This is a genomic window from Dokdonella sp., assembly GCF_017744955.1.
Classification (GTDB): domain Bacteria; phylum Pseudomonadota; class Gammaproteobacteria; order Xanthomonadales; family Rhodanobacteraceae; genus Dokdonella_A.
In genome coordinates this window covers 1,074,067-1,090,513 of sequence record NZ_JAGIAG010000001.1, presented here as the reverse complement: position 1 = coordinate 1,090,513, position 16,447 = coordinate 1,074,067, and the positions used below count along the sequence as shown (strand labels likewise).

Sequence of the window (16,447 nt, the reverse complement as noted above, 5' to 3'; positions counted from 1 at the left end):
TCTTACAGGTCTCCGCGTGGAGATTTTCACTTCGTGTAGACGTGCGCACGTGTCGAATGGACCGCTTCGCGCGTGCGCACGCGTCGATTCCGCTACGGCTGCGGTGCGGACAGGTCGCGCACGATCAGCGCGCCGAGCGCCGCGTAGTCGCCGTCGTAGTGGTGCCCGCCCGGCAGACTGGCCGCGCGCATCGGCGGCTGCGCCTTGCGGCAGGGACTGTCGTCCTCGTCGACGCCGTGCACGCACAGCAGCGGCACTTTCGACGCCGCGATCTCCGGCGCGATCGGCACCGCCTCGTCGTGATGGGTCGAGCCGAACCAGTCGCCGACGTGGATCTCGAACACCGCTTCGTCGTCGGGCGAGATCATCACGCCTTCCTGCACGTGCCGGCGCAATTCCTCCGGCAGGCGGTTGACGACGACCGGCACCAGGCTGGCGCCGAAGGAATAGCCGATCACCACGAAGCGCGCGTTCGCGTCGCCCTTGGCGTAGTGCGCGACCACGCGCGCGATCGCCTGCGCGGTCGCCTCCGGCGTCTGCTTCTGCCAGAAGAACTTCAGCGTCGAGAAACCGATCACGCGCACGCCCTGCCCCGCCAGCGCGTCGGCGACGCCGCGATCGAGCCCGGCCCAGCCGCCGTCGCCGGTGAGGACGATCGCGATGCGCGGCGGGGTCGTCGCGGCGGCGGTCGGCTCGACCTCGATCAGCGGCAGATCGGCGACGTCGTCCGGTAGCGCGCTCGCCGCCGCGTCCGTGCGTGCGCGCCAGCGCGCATAGGTGCGCGCGAGCCCGGCGGCCGCGTCCGGTTCGGCCAGCGGCGGCCAGAGCGTACCGACGAAACGCCACGCCGGCGCGAGCACCGCGCCGAGACCGACCAGGCGCGCGTCGCGTGCGAACGGTTGCGGCCGCCACGGCAACGGAAACCTGGCCAGCGGCGCGACGCGGAAGACGTTCCTGTCGGCGACCGTCATCGCACCGGCGTCACCGGGACAGAACGTCTTGGCGAACCGCAGCGAGTCGTCCCAGCCGAGCGTGATCAGCCCTTCGAAGGTGCCGGCCGGCGCCTGCGCCGTCATCGCGTAGGCGAACGTCGCGCCGGCGCCGTCGCCGACGACCAGCGGCACGCTGTAGTCCGCCAGTCCCTCGTGGCGCTCGATCCAGTGCGCGACTTCCTCGAAGTGCGCGGCCGGATAGGAGCACTTGTCCGAGGCGATCGCCTGCATGCGCTTCAGATACGCCGGCAGATCGATGCCGACGACGAACGCGCCGCGCTGCGCGAGCGCGGCGGCGAGCGCGTCCTGCCGTGCGCTCCAGCCGTCGCGGTCGGACACCAGCAGCACCGTGTGCGCGATCGCGCCGCCCGGGCGGCTGAGGTGCAGATGGCCGAACAGGCCGTAGTCGACGATCGGCGCCGCGTCGGCGGGCGCCGAAGCGGCGGGCACGTCCGCGCCGGGCACGTCCGCGGCGAGCGCCGCCATCGGCGCGAGAGCCAGGGCCAGCCGCGCGACGCCGACGCGCCAGTTCATCGCCTCTCCGCCATCAGCGCTTCGATCGCCTCGACGTCCTTCGGCACGTCGGCCGAGAGCACTTCCGGCGCGCCGCCGGTGACGACCACGTCGTCCTCGATGCGGATGCCGATGCCGCGGAACTTCGCCGGCACGCCCTTCGCGTCCGGCGCGACGTAGAGCCCCGGTTCGACGGTGACCACCATGCCCGGTTCGAGCACGCGGAATTCGCCGTCGATGCGGTAGTCGCCGACGTCGTGCACGTCGAGGCCGAGCCAGTGCCCGGTCTTGTGCATGTAGAACTTGCGGTAGGCGTGCTCGCGCAGGTTCTTCTCCAGCGTGCCGCCGAGCAGGCCGAGCTTGAGCAGGCCCTTGGTGATCGTGCGCACGGCCGCTTGGTGATAGGCGTCGAACGAGCGACCGGCGCGGACTTCGTCGATCGCGGCGAGCTGGGCGGCGAGCACGATCTCGTACAGCGCGCGCTGCTCCGCCGTGAAGCGGCCGTTGACCGGGAACGTGCGCGTGATGTCGGAGGCGTAGCACTCCACTTCGGCGCCGGCATCTATCAGCAGCAGGTCGCCATCCTGCAGCGGCGCGTTGTTGGCGCGGTAGTGCAACACGCAGGCGTTGGCGCCGCCGCCGACGATCGGCTCGTAGCTCGGCACCGCGCCGTGCTTGCGGAACTCGTGCAGGAGTTCGGCTTCGACCTCGTGTTCGGAAAGGCCCGGCCGCGTCGCCTGCATCGCGCGCACGTGCGCGGCCGCAGCGATGCGCGCGGATTTCTTCATCAGGCGCAGTTCGCCGCGCGACTTGTACAGGCGCAGGTCGTGCAGCAGATGCGACAGCGCGACGAATTCGTGCGGCGGCTTGGCGCCCTGGCGCACCAGCGCGCGCACGCGGTTGACCCAGCCGATCAGCTTGAGGTCGAACTCGGTGTCGCGGCCGAAGTGGTAGTAGACGCGGCGGCGGCCTTCGATCAGGCCGGGCAGGATGTCGTCGATGTCGTCGATCGGGAACGCGTCGTCGAAACCGCATTGCGACACGGCGCCCTCGGTGCCGACGCGCGGACCGTCCCAGCGCTCGCGCTCGGGGTCGCGTTCGCGGCAGAACAGGATCGCCTCGCCATGCTCCCGTCCGGGCACCAGGGCGAGCACGGCATCCGGCTCGCCGAAACCGCTGAGGTAATGGAAGTCGCTGTCCTGCCGGTACGGGTAGTGCGCGTCGTTGTTGCGCACGCGCTCCGGCGCAGCGGCGACGATGACGATCGCGTCCGCGCCGGCCATGCGCATCAGCTGGCGGCGGCGGCGGGCGTATTCCTTGCGCTCGATCATCTCGGTCAGTGCAGGGCGCGCGGGCGCGCGCGTCGCGTCAGCTCGCGATGCAGCATCGCCGCGCCGGCGCGCACGAAGCCGAGCACTTCGTCCAGGGCGCGCTCGTCGTCGCGGCTGTCGGCGTATTCGAGATTCGACGCCGCGATCATGCCGAGATCGTCGAGGATCTCGCGCGCATCGCCCGACAGATCCGCACCCACCGTGGCGGCGGAAAGTCCGATCCCGCCGAGGAAGCCGCGGCACCATTCGATCAGCGCGTCGGCGCGCGGCCGCAGTCCGGCCGACGGCGCCGGCAGCAGCGGATCGACGCTGGCCGGCGCTTCGGCGAACTGCGCACGGCATTCGCGATACAGGCGCTCCAGCACCGCGTTGCGCACCGGCTGCGGCTCGTCGAAACCGAGCTGCAGCGCGTCCATCCAGTCGTCGGGACCGGCTTCGCCGCCGGCGCACAGATAGCCGCTGAGCGAGCCGTGCAGATCGCTGGCGTTGACGCCGAGGCGCAGCGCGCGCAGCGCCTGTTCGAGTTCGGCGTGCGTCAGGGCGGACGGGTCGACGGATTCGAGCGAAGTCATCGTCCTCAGTGTAACCGCATGCGTGGCGTCACGACCGGGGTTTGCCTACACTGCGGCGATTCGCACCCTGAAAAATCCGCCATGAGGGGCCCGTCGTCACCACCCGGTCGTCTGCTTCGGGGCTGGCTGGTATTCGCCTTGTCCGCCCTGCCTGCGCTGGCCGCCGGCGAGGCCTTGCGGCGTGATTTCTATTTCCAGACCGTCGCCACCGGCGACGGCCTGATCCAGAACACGGTCACCGCCGTGCTGCAGGACCGCGCCGGCTTCCTCTGGATCGGCACGATGGGCGGCCTGCAGCGCTACGACGGCTACGACCTGGAAACCTTCGAGCATTCCGGCGACGACCCCGACAGCCCGCCCGAGGACACCATCACCGCGCTGGCCGAGGATGCCGGCGGCAACCTGTGGGTCGGCACGCACGGCGAACTGATCCGCCGCACGGCGCAGAGCGGCCGCTTCCGCCGCATGGCGCTCAGCGCCGCCGACGCCCCGCCGCCGCCCGGCTGGTCGAACGTGCGCGCGCTGCTGGCCGACGCGCGCGGACTGTGGGTCGCCGGCGACGCCTCGCTGCTGCTGATCGAACCGGACAGCGCGCGGCTGCTGCGCGCGCTGCCGCTGCGCGGAGGGGACGGCAAGCCGGCGACGCCGCGCAAGCTGCGCCGCGGCGACGACGGCACGCTGTGGATCGCCAGCTCGGCCGGCCTGCTGCGTCTGGCGCCGCAGGACCTGGTGCCGGAAGTGGTCGCTCCACCGATCGACGCCGCCGGCGACCTGCTGATCGACCGCGCCCGCAACCTGCTCGCGGCGACACCGCGCGGCGTCTATCGCGTCGCCGGCGATGCCGGCACGGCCGAACGCATCTGGCCCGAACAGGGCGAGCGCGCGGTCACCTCCCTCGCCGAGGACGCGCGCGGCCGCCTGTGGCTGGCGGTGGCGCACGAAGGAGTCGCCGTCTTCGATCCGCAGGCGCACCACACGCAATGGCTGCAATCGAGCGACGACCTTTCCGGCAGCCTGCCCGACGCCGCCATCACCGACCTGACCGTCGATCGGTCCGGCCTGATCTGGATCGGCACGGTCGAACGCGGCCTCGTCCGCGTCGATCCGACCGGCGCGCCGTTCCAGCACATCCTCGACCGCACGCCCGGGCGCAAGCAGACCGCGTCGAACTTCGTGCGCGCGATCTTCGAGGACAACCGCGGCGGGCTGTGGCTCGGCACCGACGGCGACGGCCTCAAGCGCTACGACCTCGCCGAGAACCGCTTCGAGTACTACGGCGAGCTGTTCGCGGCTCGCGCCGCGGCGAACGGCGTGCGCCAGCCGATCGTTCGCGCGTTCACCGATGCCGGCGGCGGGCGCTTCTGGGTCGGCAGCAACGTCGGCGTCGCGTTGTTCGATCCGGCGCAACGCACGCTGTCGTTCCTGCCCACCGACGTCGCCGGCGTGCCGAAGGCGTCGGTGCGCAGCCTGCTGCGCACGCGCCGCGGCTCGCTCTGGATCGGCACCGACGCCGGCCTGCTCGAGCACGATCCGGCGCAGGACCGCTGGCAGCTCTACCGGCAGAGCGCTTCCGCGCCGGCGATCGGCGGACTGGGCAGCGATCTGGTCACGTCGCTGCACGAGAACGCCGACGGCCGCATCTGGGCCGGCACCACCGCCGGCCTCGCGCTGATCGATCCGGTCTCGCGCAGCGTGCGGCTGTTCCGCAACGATCCCCACGACGCGCATTCGCTCGCCGGCAACCTGGTGCGCTCGATCCACGAGAGCGACGACGGCGTGCTGTGGGTCGGCACGCAGGCGGGATTGAACCGCCTCGACCGGCTCGACGCGGACGGCGCGCGCTTCACCCGCTGGCTCACGCGCGACGGCTTGCCGAACCGCTCGGTCTACGCGATCGGCAGCGACGCGATGGGCCGGCTCTGGCTCAGCACCAATCGCGGCATCGCCTCGTTCGACCGCACCAGCGCGACGTTCCGCTCGTTCACCCTGGCCGACGGCCAGCAGGACATGGAATTCAACGGCGGTGCCTTCGCCGCGCTGCACGACGGCCGCCTCGCCTTCGGCGGCGTCAACGGCTTCAACCTGTTCCCGCCGCAGACGATCGCCGGCAGCCGCTACGCCGCGCCGGTCGTGTTCACGCGCGTGCGCATCGGCAGCGGCACCGCGCTGCCGCCTCCGGAGAACACGCCGGTGCGCATGGCGGTGGCCGATCGCATCGTGCGCTTCGAGTTCGCCGCGCTCGATTTCACCGCGCCCGAGCGCAACCGCTTCGCCTACCAGCTCGAAGGTTTCGACGAGCGCTGGATCGACGCCGGCACGCGCCACGAGGCGACCTACACCAACCTCGGCCCCGGCAACTACCGCTTCAAGGTGCGCGCGAGCAACCACGACGGCTACTGGAACGACCAGCCCGCCGCGCTCGACCTGCGCGTGACGCCGCCGTGGTGGCAGAGCCGGCCCGCGCAGGCCGGCTACCTGGCCGCGGGCCTGCTGCTCGCCGCCTATGCCTGGAGCACGCACCGGCGGCGTCGGTTGCAGATGGAGCGCTACCACCAGGGCCTGCGCGAACGCGAGGACCGCCTGCGCCTGGCGCTGTGGGGCTCGGGCGACGCGTTCTGGGACTGGGACGTTCCGCGCGGCCTGTTCACGGTGACCGGCGCCGCCAATCCGCTCGAGCGCGGACCGAAGGATTCGCGCGTCTACGCCTACGACTGGTTCCGCGCCAACATCCATCCGGACGACCTGCCCGCGGTCGAGCTGCGCCTGGAAGACCACATCAACCGCAAGACCGAGACGCTGGTGTCCGAACACCGCCAGCGCAACCACCGCGGCGACTGGGTGTGGGTGATCGTGCGCGGCAAGATCGTCGAGCGCGACGAGGACGGCCAGCCGCTGCGCATGAGCGGCACCGCGCGCGACGTCTCCGCGACGCGCGCGGCCGAGCGCGAGCGGCGCATCGCCGACGAGGTCATCCGCAGCATGGGCGAGGCGGTGGCGGTGACCGATCCGCAGTTCCGCTTCGTCAGCGTGAATCCCGCGTTCACGCGCATGGCCGGCTGGCGCGAGGACGAAGTGGTCGGGCAGTCCTCGACGCTGCTCAACTGCAGCCAGCACGCGGCGGAGTACTACGCCGCAATGCGCGACAATCTGGTCCGCAACGGCCACTGGCGCGGCGAGCTGTGGCAGCGGCGCAAGGACGGCGACGAATTCCTCAGCTGGATCGAGATCGCCGAGGTGCGCGACGCGGAAGGCCGGCGCACGCATTTCGTCAGCGTGATCTCCGACATCACCGACCGCAAGCGCGCGGAACAGGAACTGCGCTACCTCGCCAACTACGACACCCTCACCGGCCTGCCGAACCGCACCCTGCTCAGCGAGCGCATCGGCCATGCGATCGTTCGCGCGCGCCGCGCCGGGCGCAAGGTCGGCGTGCTGTTCCTCGACCTGGACCGCTTCAAGCACGTCAACGATTCGATGGGCCACGCCGCCGGCGACCGCATGCTGAAAGCGGCCGGCAGCCGCCTGCGCCAGGTCGTGCGCGAGGGCGATTCGGTCGCCCGCCTCGGCGGCGACGAGTTCACCGTGGTGATCGAGGACATCGCCGACGGCAGCGAGGCCGAGCGCGTCGCCGAGAAGATCATCGCCGCGTTCGAGCAGCCGCTGGAACTGGACAGCGGCCAGGAAGTGGTGATCTCGCCGTCGATCGGCGTCAGCCTGTATCCGGACCACGGCCAGATCCCGAGCGATCTGCTGAAGTTCGCCGACACCGCGATGTACCAGGCCAAGGAGCGCGGCCGCAAGACGTTCATGGTCTACACCGAGGCGATGGACGCGGCCGCCAAGCTGCGCGCGACGATGGTCGCCGCGCTCGGCAAGGCGCTCGAGCGCAACGAGCTGTCGCTGGTCTATCAGCCCAAACTGTCGCTGCTCGACGAGCGCGTCACCGGCGTCGAGGCGCTGCTGCGCTGGCGCAGCGCCGAACTCGGCGACATCTCGCCGGGCATGTTCATCCCGCTCGCCGAGGAAACCGGGCTGATCATCGCGATCGGCGACTGGGTCGTCGCGCAGGCCTGCGCGCAGCTGTCGCGCTGGCGCGACACCGGCATCGGCGACATCACGATGTCGGTCAACGTCTCGGTCGCGCAGCTGATGCGCGGCGACCTGATCCAGCGCCTGTGCGACGTGCTGGCCGAGCACGACATCGCGCCGAACCAGCTCGAGCTGGAACTGACCGAGAGCATGGTCATGGCCAACGCGGAGCAGTCGATCACCACGCTGCGCCGGCTGAAGACGATCGGCCTGACGCTGGCCATCGACGACTTCGGCACCGGCTATTCCTCGCTCAGCTATCTCAAGCGCCTGCCGATCGACACGCTGAAGATCGACAAGGAGTTCGTCGGCGACATCACCACCGATCCCGACGACGAGGCGATCACCGCGACGGTGATCGCGATGGCGCATTCGCTCGGCCTCAACGTGGTCGCCGAGGGCGTGGAGATCGCCGAGCAGGTCGAGTACCTGCGCGAGCAGGACTGCGACGAGGTGCAGGGCCACTGGCTGGCGCCGCCGATGCCGCCGCAGGAGTGCCTGAACTTCCTGCTCGAACGCGCGCGACGGCGGCGCATCGCGCTCGGCGAAGCCTGAGCGGAGGTCCGCCGGCGCGGCCCTCGCGCGTGCCGCCGCGGCTCCCGCAAGCCCCTCTCACGCAACGACAAATCCCGATGCTATATTCGGCTCCATGTCCGCGCACCTGGAAAGCTTGCTGGCCCTGGGCGACCGAGTCGATCGGCTGCTCGACCTGTGCCGCACCCTGCAGGAGGAAAACCGCAGCCTGCGCCACAGCCAGGAACAGCTCAGCATCGAACGCGCCCAGCTGATCTCGCGCAACGAGCAGGCGCGCGCGCGCGTCGAGGCGATGATCCTGCGGTTGAAGTCGCTGGAACACAATCACGCATGAATTCGCATCGAGGGGAAGCGCGATGAGCGGCAGCGAACCGGTCGCGGTCAACATCCTCGACCGCGAATTCCTGATTGCGTGCACGCCGGAGGAACGCGAGGGGCTGCTCACCGCGGCGCGCTATCTCGACGGCAAGATGCGCGAGATGCGCAACAACGCGCGCACCGCCACGCTCGACCGCATCGCGATCCTCGCCGCGCTGAACATCAGCCACGAGCTGCTCGGCGCGCGCCAGCGCGAAGCGAGCGATTCGGCGCAGTTGGCGGAAAAACTGCAAGCGATGCACGCCAAGCTTGAACGCGCGTTCCCGGGCTCACTACAATAGCCGCGGGTGTCCTCTGCGGTGCCCGGCAGCGCACTCTTACATATTGCCTTGTTCCTATAGACGACCCCGGGACGGCGAAACGAAAACCTGTGTGCACGTCCGCGCATGCGGAAAGCCTGAAGGTTGCGTCAGCCCTCCCACCTGATCCCCGGGATCAAGGTCGTTCGATGCGCACCGACACCAGCGGAGGACATCTTTCTTTTGCGTTCGTCCTTGAACGCTGCGTCGATTGTTGTGGATCGTGCTCTGGAAGGCCCGCGGCTTCGGGGCGTCTAGAGCGGCCATCCATGGCCGCACTTTTCATGTACTTGTGCGATCGTCCTTGATCGCTGCTGCGACAAACTCGCGTGTCCGTGTCGCGCGATTGTTCGTATGATCCACCAGCGGCCATCCATGGACGCACTTTCAACCAGACGCCTGCCTTCGATGAGTGCCGTCGCGGACTGGTTCGACGGCAGAAAAGCGAAGGCGAACGCATGACCGCTCCCTCCTCTTCTCCGGCGTCTCTCGATCCGCGTTCCGCGTTGCGCAAGGAATTGCGATCGAGACGCGAGGCCTTGTCGGCGAGCGAGCGGATCGCGGCGGCGAATGGGCTGGTCGCGCAGCTGGAACGCATTCCGGAATTCCTCACCGATCGCCGCATCGCCGGTTACTGGGCGGTCGGCGGCGAGTTGCCGCTGCTCGGTGTGATGCCGGGGCTGCGCGCGCGTGGGCAGACGTGGCATCTGCCCGTCGTCGGCGAGGGTCGACGCCTGCGTTTCGCGCCGTGGCGGCCGGGCCAGGAGATCGTCGCCAATCGCTACGGAATTCCCGAGCCGGTCCATGCGCCGTCCGAGGCGCTGGCGCCGTCGGACATCGACCTCGTGCTGCTGCCGCTGCTCGGCTTCGACCGCCGCGGCTACCGCCTCGGTTTCGGCGGCGGCTACTACGACCGCAGCTTCGATTTCCTGCGCGAGCGCGAGGGCGTCGGCAAGCCGGTGCTGGTCGGCGTCGGCTACGCGCTGCAGGAGGTCGCCGCGATCGAGGCGATGCCGTGGGACGTGCGCCTGGACTACGTCGCGACCGAGCGCGAGCTGATCGACCTGACTCCGCCGATCGAGTGATCGGCGAGCGGTACGGCTGCTAAAGTCCGCATCCGGGCAGCAGCGACGGCTTATCTCATGCACTACTGGCTGATGAAGACGGAACCCGACGCGTTCTCGATCGACGACCTCGCGCGCGTCAAGACCGAACCGTGGACCGGCGTGCGCAACTACCAGGCGCGCAACTACATGCGCGACGGCATGCACGTCGGCGACGGCGTCCTGTTCTATCACTCCAGCTGCCCCGAACCCGGCGTGGTCGGCGTCGCCGAGGTCGCCTCGGAGGCGTATCCGGACCCGACCCAGTTCGATCGCAAGAGCGACTACTACGACGAGAAGAGCACGCCGGAGAATCCGCGCTGGATGCTGGTCGACGTCGCCTTCAAGCGCAAGCTCGGGCGCACCATCGGCCTCGATGAGCTGCGGCAACAGGCCAAGCTCGAAGGCTTCGCCCTGCTCCAGCGCGGCAACCGGTTGTCGGTGCTGCCGGTCAGCAAGGGGCAGTGGAATCACATTCTCGCGCTCGAATAGCCGGGATTCGTGATTCGTGATCGTGATTCGTGAAAAGCTTGCCGGACTACTTTCAGACTACAAGGCCCATGAGCAGCAAAGACGAAGAGAAACGTTTGGCCGGGCGCGCCGCGATGCGCTACGTCGAGGACGGCATGATCGTCGGTGTCGGCACCGGTTCGACCGTCGCGCATTTCATCGACGCGCTGGCCGAGCACAAACATCGCATCGAGGGCGCGGTGTCGAGTTCGGAGCAGTCCACGCGCCTGCTGAAGGAACGTGGCGTCGAGGTGCTCGACCTCAACGCGGCCGGCGACATTCCGCTCTACGTCGACGGCGCCGACGAATGCGACGCCGCGCGCTGCCTGATCAAGGGCGGCGGCGGCGCGCTGACGCGCGAGAAGATCATCGCGGCGGCGGCGGCCAAATTCGTCTGCATCATCGACCCCGGCAAGCGCGTCGACGCGCTCGGCCGCTTTCCGCTGCCGGTCGAGGTGATCCCGATGGCGCGCAGCTACGTCGCGCGCGAGATCGTCAAGCGCGGCGGCAATCCGGTCTGGCGCGACGGCGTGGTCACCGACAACGGCAACTGGATCCTCGACGTGCACGGCTGGCGCATCGAGCGTCCGGCCGAGCTGGAGGGCGAGCTGAACCAGATCGCCGGCGTGGTCACGGTCGGCCTGTTCGCGCAGCGCCCGGCCGACGTCGTGCTGATCGGCGCCGAAGAAATGCGCTGACCGGGCGCCGGAGCTGTCCGCTCCGGCCGCGCGGCTGCGTATGTTGAATGCACACGCCCGCGCGAATTCTGGGAAGCTGCCGCATGAGTGACGCTCCGTTCCACCCCGCGCCGTTGCGGCGCCGTCACCTCGCCGCGGCCCTGGCGGCGGCGATGCTCGCCGCCACGATGGGCGAAAACTCCCGAGCCGCCGCCGACGCCGCATGGCCGCGCCTGCGCGACGAATCGGGCTGGCCGCTGTTCGGCAAGCTGGCCGGACTCGATCGGCGTCCCGGCCCGTCCCCATCGCCGGCAGCGATCCGGACGGTCACCAATTGCGACGACGACGGCCCCGGCTCGCTGCGCGCGACGATCGCCGCGGCGGGCGAGTCCGACACGATCGACCTCACCCGTCTGCAATGCGGCCGCATCACGCTGGAAACCGGCGCGATCCCGATCGAGCTCGACAACCTGACCCTGACCGGAATCCGAGCGGACCGGACCGTCATCGACGGCGGCGGACGCGACCGCGTCTTCATCCACTACGGCCTCGGCACGCTGACGCTGCAGAAACTCACCGTCAGCGGCGGCTACTATCGCGCCACCGGCCACGACGTCGCGTTCGGCGGCTGCATCGCCGCGCGCAGCTATCTCAGCCTCGATCACGCCGCCGTCAGCGACTGCAAGGCGGTCGGCGTCGGCTCCTACGGCGGCGGCACGTTTTCCTACGCGCTGCTGATGCAGAACAGCCTGATCAGCGGAAACCTCGCCGCGGGTCGCCTCGACGACGCGACCACGGCCGGTTTCGGCGGCGGCGGCTACGCGTACTTCATGCAGATCTTCGACAGCGCGATCAGCTCCAACCGCGCCGACTACCAGGCCGATCCGCGCTTCAATTCGTACGGCATCGGCGGCGGCCTGATGGCCATCCGCGGCGGCGGCATTTACAACTCGACGATCGACTCGAACTTCAGCCAGGGCCGCGGCGGCGGCGTCGCCGCGTTCAGCGATCTGCGCCTGTCCAACAGCACGATTTCCGGCAACCAGGCGCAGGCCGAGATCGGCGGTGGCGCCTTCCTGCGCCGGCCGTCGACGCTGCAGATGGACAACAGCACCATCGCCTTCAATCGCGCCGGGCGCGACGCCGGCGGTGTGTGGCTGAACGCACCGGGCTCGTACTTCCGCAGCAGCGTCGTGTTCGGCAATGCCCTCGACGCGGGCGGCGACGACGACCTCGGCGAAAACGTCGGCAACCAGCGCAACAACTACTCCACCGCGGTCGAGCAAACCATCGACGGCAACCACAATCTCATCGGCGCGCGCGGCCCGCTGTTCACCTTGCCGACGGACACGCTCGAACTCGATCCGCTGCTCGAACCGCTGAACCTCAACGGCGGCCCCACACGCACGCACGCCTTGAGCAAGGAAAGCCCGGCCATCGACCACGGCAGCAATCCCAACGGCCTTGCGTCCGACCAACGCGGCGCGAACTTCCCTCGCGTCTACGGCGCCGCAGCGGACATCGGCGCGTTCGAGCGCCAGGGAGCGTTGCCGCCGAGGGAACAGGTTCCGGTGCCCACGTTGTCGACGTGGATGACGGCGCTGCTGGCGACCCTGCTCGGCCTCGGCGGCATGCGTCACCGTCGACGCGCCGCCGGCCGGCGCTGACGCACTCGACGCGTCAGTCGAATCCGTTCGCGAACACGCGGTCGCGCACGTCCTCGCCGAACGCGGGATCGCTGGTGCTCGGCGTGCCGTTCTCGACGTGACCGGCCAGGCGACGACGCCAGCCGGCGTCGTGGTCGGATTCGACGTCGAGGTCGTACCAGTTCGCGTGCGCGGCCAGCGGCCAGTTCACCTCGATCGTCTGGCCGGCGGCGAGCGCGACGGTCTGCGTCTCGTCGGCGTAGTGGTTCGCGCGCAGGGTCAGCACGCAGTCGGCATTGCCGTGGTTGGCGAGATGCAGCACCAGGACCTCGGCGTCAGGGCTGGAAATCACCTCGGGCGCCGCGCGGCCCGTCGCACCGGCGTCGTGCACGTTGCCGGCGAATTCGCGCAGGAACCCGTTCGGGCCGAACACCGACAGCGCGTAGACGCCGCCGGTCACCGCCGCGGCGCTCCAATAGTCCGATACCTGCGTCGCGGCGGCGGTCGTGTAGGTCCACGGCCCGTCCGAACGGTTGCCGGCATAGACGTGGAACACCGCGCCCGCCGTGCCGGTGTTGGCGAAGTCGAGCCAGTAGCGACCGTCGCCGTCGCCGATGCGGCCGGTCACGTCGAACCGATAGGGCAGCGCACGCGCCGGCCGCACGCCGGGCTCCTGCTTCGGCATCACCTGTTCGGCCGGCGGCAACGGACTGAAATCGTCGTGGCGATCCTGGTCGGGCGGCAGGTAGCCGTCGGTCGGCGGCAGCGCCGGCAGGGCCGCGTTCGGATCGGTGAAGTTGAATGCCGAAGTCAGGTCGCCGCAGACCGCGCGCCGCCACGGCGTGATGTTGGTCTCGACGAGGTTCGGATAGTCCTCGCCGAAGCGCGCCTCGATGAAGCGGATCAGCGAGGTGTGGTCGAACGTCTCCGAGCAGACCCAGCCGCCGCGCGTCCACGGCGAGACGACGATCATCGGCACGCGGTTGCCCAGTCCGTACGGATTGGCGCCGTAGCTGCCGGAGCCGGCGAAGAATTCGTCGCGCGTGTCGACCGTGGACAGGCCGACGCTGCTCGACCACGGCGCGTACGGCGGCGGCACGTGGTCGAAGAAGCCGTCGTTCTCGTCGTAGGTGATGAACAGCGCCGTCTTGCTCCACAACTCCGGGTTCGACGTCAGGATGTCGAGCACCTGCGCGACGTACCAGGCGCCGTAGTTGGCCGGCCAGTTGGAGTGTTCGGAATAGGCTTCCGGCGCGACGATCCACGACACCTGCGGCAAGGTGCCGTTCTTCACGTCGGCGCGCAGCAGGTCGAAGTAGTCCTCGCCGCCGAGCGCGTGGGTGCCGGTGCGCGCCTTCTCGTACAACGCGTCGCCGGGCTGCGCGTTGCGATACTGGTTGAAGTACAGCAGCGAGTTGTCGCCGTAGTTGCCGATGAACGGATCGCTGGTCCAGCCCCACGAGCCGGCCGCGTCGAGTCCTTCGCCGATGTCCTGGTAGATCTTCCACGAGACGCCCGCCGCTTCGAGGCGCTCGGGATAGGTGCTCCAGCCGTAGCCGAGCTCGGCGTTGTCGACCACCGGGCCGCCGCCGTTGCCGTCGTTGCCGACCCAACCGGTCCACAGGTGGTAGCGGTTCGGGTCGGTCGCGCCCATCAGCGAGCAGTGGTAGGCGTCGCAGATCGTGAACGCGTCGGCCAGCGCGTAGTGGAACGGGATGTCCTCGCGCGTGAAGTACGCCATCGTGGTCGTGCCCTTGTGCGCGATCCACTGGTCGTACACGCCGCGGTTCCAGGCGCCGTGCGAATCGGGCCAGTTGTGCGGCGTGCCTTCCATGTATTGCAGGCCGAGGTCGCCGGCCTCGGGACGGAACGGCAGCACGTGGCCGAAGCCGTTCGGCTGCTGCCACACCGGCGCGCCGCCGGGCAGGCGGATCGCGCGAGGATCGCCGAAGCCGCGCACGCCGCGCAGGCTGCCGAAGTAGTGGTCGAAGGAGCGGTTCTCCTGCATCAGCACCACGATGTGCTCGATGTCGCGGATCGTGCCGGTGGCGTTGTTCGCCGGCAGCGCGAGCGCCTTGCGGATCACGCCCGGAAGCAGGCTGGCGGCGGTGGCGCTGCCGATCGAGGCGGCGGCAAGGCGTAGGAAATCGCGGCGGCTCTGGGACGGCATGGCGCGCTCCGTGCGATCCGCAGGGGTCGGATCGGGCGGGCGCAGCTTCGGCGCAGGCAATGACGATGCCGCGAACCAGGCGTGACGGTTCGTGGGCAGCGCGGTAACAGTTGGATGACGTGGGGCCGCTTCCCCCTCCCCGTCGGCGGGAGAGGTCGGGCCGCGCGAGCGACGCGCGAGGGCAATCGAAGCGACATGCGCCGCCTGCCCTCACCCATCGCGCCGCGCGCCGCTTTCTCGCGCTGGCGGTCGAAGCGACGGCTATTTCGGCGCGATCTCGTTCTTGACCAGCGCCCCGCCCTTCATGACGAAGCCGACGCGCTCCAGCACGGCCACGTCCGCGAGCGGATCGCCGCTCACCGCGACGAGGTCGGCGTAGTAGCCGGGCTTGACCGCACCGATGCGGTCGCCACGGCCGAGCAGTTCCGCGGCGTTCGTCGTCGCGGCCTGGATCGCCTGCATCGGCGTCATGCCCCATTCGACCATCTTGGCGAACTGCTTGCCGTTCCAGCCGTGCGGATAGACGCCGGCATCGGTGCCGAAGGCGAGCTTCTCGCCGGCCTGCACGGCGCGGCGGAAACTTTCGCGCTGCAGGCGGCCGACCTTCTTCTCCTTCTCGACCATCGTCGCCGGATAGCCGAGCCGGGCGTACTCGGAAAGAATGTAGTCGTCGTTGTAGACGTCGAACACCAGCCAGGTGCCGTGCTGCTTGGCCAGCTTCAGTCCCTCCTCGTCGATCATGCTGCAATGCTCGACCGAGTCGACGCCGGCCTTGATCGCCATCTTGATCGCCTCGGCGCCGTGCGCGTGCGCGGCGACCTTGCGGCCCCAGCGATGCGACTCGTCGACGATCGCGTTCATTTCCTCCTGCGAGTATTGCGGCGCGCCGACCGACTCCTCGGCGCTGAGCACGCCCGCGCTGGCCATGAACTTGGTCACGTCGGCGCCGCGCTTGACGTTCTCCCGCACCTGCTTGCGCACCGCCTCGACGCCGTCGGCGACGCCGGAGGCGCCGTGGAACTCGATGTAGGGCGAGTAGCCGGTGGTGTCGTCGGCGTGGCCGCCGGTGGCGCCGAGCGCCAGCGTCGCGGCGAGGATGCGCGGGCCTTCGATGCGGCCGGCGTCGATCGCGTTGCGCAGGGCCACGTCGATGTAGGCGCCGGAGCCGAGATTGCGCACCGTGGTGAAGCCGGCGTCGAGCGTGCGCTTGGCGAACACGTGCGCGGTCACCGCGTCGTCGATCACGCTGCGCTTGAGCGTGTCCTCGTAGTAGTTGCCCGAGGACAGCGTCGGATCGCCGCCGAGATGCACATGGCTGTCGATCAGGCCGGGCAGCAGGGTCGCCGCGCCGAGGTCGATCTTCTGGTAGCCGTCCGGAACGGCGCCGCCGCTGCGCACTTCGCGGATGCGATCGCCTTCGATCAGCACCAGCGGATGCTCGACGATCTTGCCCTGCTCCGGCGCGATCAGGCGCGCGGCGGTCAGCGCGACCCTCGTAGGCGCCGGCGTTTCCGCCGCCGGCGCGAACGCGGGCAAGGCGAGAGCGAGCAACAGTGCGGGAAAGCGGATCGCGGGCATCGACGGGCTCCTGGCAGCGAGGGAAGACGCGCACGCTAGCATCGAACGCACCCGC

At 69.7% G+C, this 16,447-nt stretch carries 12 protein-coding genes and 1 other RNA gene; 8 read left to right on the top strand and 5 right to left on the bottom strand.

Features of this window, described 5'->3' with window-relative positions; genetic code table 11:
• Positions 1 to 92: 92 nt before the first annotated feature.
• The 3 genes from J7520_RS04440 to J7520_RS04430 are packed head-to-tail and all read right to left on the bottom strand — an operon-like array spanning position 93 to position 3,408.
• Positions 93 to 1,526, bottom strand: coding sequence for an AcvB/VirJ family lysyl-phosphatidylglycerol hydrolase (locus J7520_RS04440; protein WP_291184554.1), 1,434 nt, complete (start codon positions 1,524 to 1,526; stop codon positions 93 to 95).
• Positions 1,523 to 2,836 (bottom strand): Xaa-Pro aminopeptidase, encoded by a 1,314-nt coding sequence (pepP, locus tag J7520_RS04435; RefSeq protein ID WP_291184550.1) that lies wholly within the window; start codon positions 2,834 to 2,836, stop codon positions 1,523 to 1,525. The genes J7520_RS04440 and pepP overlap by 4 nt, the downstream gene beginning before the upstream one ends.
• 5 nt (positions 2,837 to 2,841) lie before the next feature.
• A complete protein-coding gene (locus J7520_RS04430; RefSeq protein WP_291184547.1) occupies positions 2,842 to 3,408 on the bottom strand; it encodes a UPF0149 family protein in 567 nt (188 codons plus the stop codon).
• Between the two features lie 138 nt (positions 3,409 to 3,546).
• Here J7520_RS04430 and J7520_RS04425 point away from each other — a divergent pair, with 138 nt between their 5' ends.
• From J7520_RS04425 to J7520_RS04390, 8 genes are all read left to right on the top strand, one after another.
• A complete protein-coding gene (locus tag J7520_RS04425; RefSeq protein WP_291184545.1) occupies positions 3,547 to 8,052 on the top strand; it encodes an EAL domain-containing protein in 4,506 nt (1,501 codons plus the stop codon).
• Positions 8,053 to 8,146: 94 nt separating this feature from the next.
• Positions 8,147 to 8,365: a TIGR02449 family protein gene (locus J7520_RS04420; protein WP_291184542.1), complete on the top strand. Its 219-nt coding sequence runs from the start codon at positions 8,147 to 8,149 to the stop codon at positions 8,363 to 8,365.
• A gap of 22 nt (positions 8,366 to 8,387) precedes the next feature.
• Entirely contained in the window at positions 8,388 to 8,690 is a 303-nt protein-coding gene (locus tag J7520_RS04415; RefSeq protein ID WP_291184540.1) for a cell division protein ZapA, read from the top strand.
• 7 nt (positions 8,691 to 8,697) lie between these two features.
• Positions 8,698 to 8,884: non-coding RNA, 6S RNA (gene ssrS / locus J7520_RS04410), on the top strand.
• A 282-nt stretch (positions 8,885 to 9,166) separates the two neighbouring features.
• Positions 9,167 to 9,793, top strand: coding sequence for a 5-formyltetrahydrofolate cyclo-ligase (locus J7520_RS04405; RefSeq protein ID WP_291184537.1), 627 nt, complete (start codon positions 9,167 to 9,169; stop codon positions 9,791 to 9,793).
• Between the two features lie 57 nt (positions 9,794 to 9,850).
• Positions 9,851 to 10,303, top strand: a complete 453-nt coding sequence (locus J7520_RS04400; protein ID WP_291184534.1) for an EVE domain-containing protein — start codon at positions 9,851 to 9,853, stop codon at positions 10,301 to 10,303.
• Positions 10,304 to 10,371: 68 nt separating this feature from the next.
• On the top strand, positions 10,372 to 11,019 hold the full coding sequence (gene rpiA / locus J7520_RS04395) for a ribose-5-phosphate isomerase RpiA (protein WP_291184532.1): 648 nt from the start codon (positions 10,372 to 10,374) through the stop codon (positions 11,017 to 11,019).
• 83 nt (positions 11,020 to 11,102) lie between these two features.
• On the top strand, positions 11,103 to 12,665 hold the full coding sequence (locus J7520_RS04390) for an IPTL-CTERM sorting domain-containing protein (RefSeq protein ID WP_291184529.1): 1,563 nt from the start codon (positions 11,103 to 11,105) through the stop codon (positions 12,663 to 12,665).
• 13 nt (positions 12,666 to 12,678) lie between these two features.
• Here the strand turns inward: J7520_RS04390 and J7520_RS04385 are convergent, their stop codons facing one another.
• Entirely contained in the window at positions 12,679 to 14,814 is a 2,136-nt protein-coding gene (locus tag J7520_RS04385; RefSeq protein ID WP_291184527.1) for a phospholipase C, phosphocholine-specific, read from the bottom strand.
• Between the two features lie 261 nt (positions 14,815 to 15,075).
• Entirely contained in the window at positions 15,076 to 16,392 is a 1,317-nt protein-coding gene (locus J7520_RS04380) for an amidohydrolase family protein (protein ID WP_291184524.1), read from the bottom strand.
• Between the last annotated feature and the right edge of the window lie 55 nt (positions 16,393 to 16,447).

Bases quoted from the DNA above. Each gene is read 5' to 3' on its own strand.
- J7520_RS04405 (WP_291184537.1), top strand. From the start codon at position 9,167: ATGACCGCTCCCTCCTCTTCTCCGGCGTCTCTCGATCCGCGTTCCGCG.
- J7520_RS04400 (WP_291184534.1), top strand. From the start codon at position 9,851: ATGCACTACTGGCTGATGAAGACGGAACCCGACGCGTTCTCGATCGAC.
- J7520_RS04440 (WP_291184554.1), bottom strand. From the start codon at position 1,526: ATGAACTGGCGCGTCGGCGTCGCGCGGCTGGCCCTGGCTCTCGCGCCG.
- J7520_RS04415 (WP_291184540.1), top strand. From the start codon at position 8,388: ATGAGCGGCAGCGAACCGGTCGCGGTCAACATCCTCGACCGCGAATTC.
- J7520_RS04380 (WP_291184524.1), bottom strand. From the start codon at position 16,392: ATGCCCGCGATCCGCTTTCCCGCACTGTTGCTCGCTCTCGCCTTGCCC.
- pepP (WP_291184550.1), bottom strand. From the start codon at position 2,836: ATGATCGAGCGCAAGGAATACGCCCGCCGCCGCCGCCAGCTGATGCGC.
- J7520_RS04430 (WP_291184547.1), bottom strand. From the start codon at position 3,408: ATGACTTCGCTCGAATCCGTCGACCCGTCCGCCCTGACGCACGCCGAA.
- J7520_RS04385 (WP_291184527.1), bottom strand. From the start codon at position 14,814: ATGCCGTCCCAGAGCCGCCGCGATTTCCTACGCCTTGCCGCCGCCTCG.
- J7520_RS04390 (WP_291184529.1), top strand. From the start codon at position 11,103: ATGAGTGACGCTCCGTTCCACCCCGCGCCGTTGCGGCGCCGTCACCTC.
- rpiA (WP_291184532.1), top strand. From the start codon at position 10,372: ATGAGCAGCAAAGACGAAGAGAAACGTTTGGCCGGGCGCGCCGCGATG.
- J7520_RS04420 (WP_291184542.1), top strand. From the start codon at position 8,147: ATGTCCGCGCACCTGGAAAGCTTGCTGGCCCTGGGCGACCGAGTCGAT.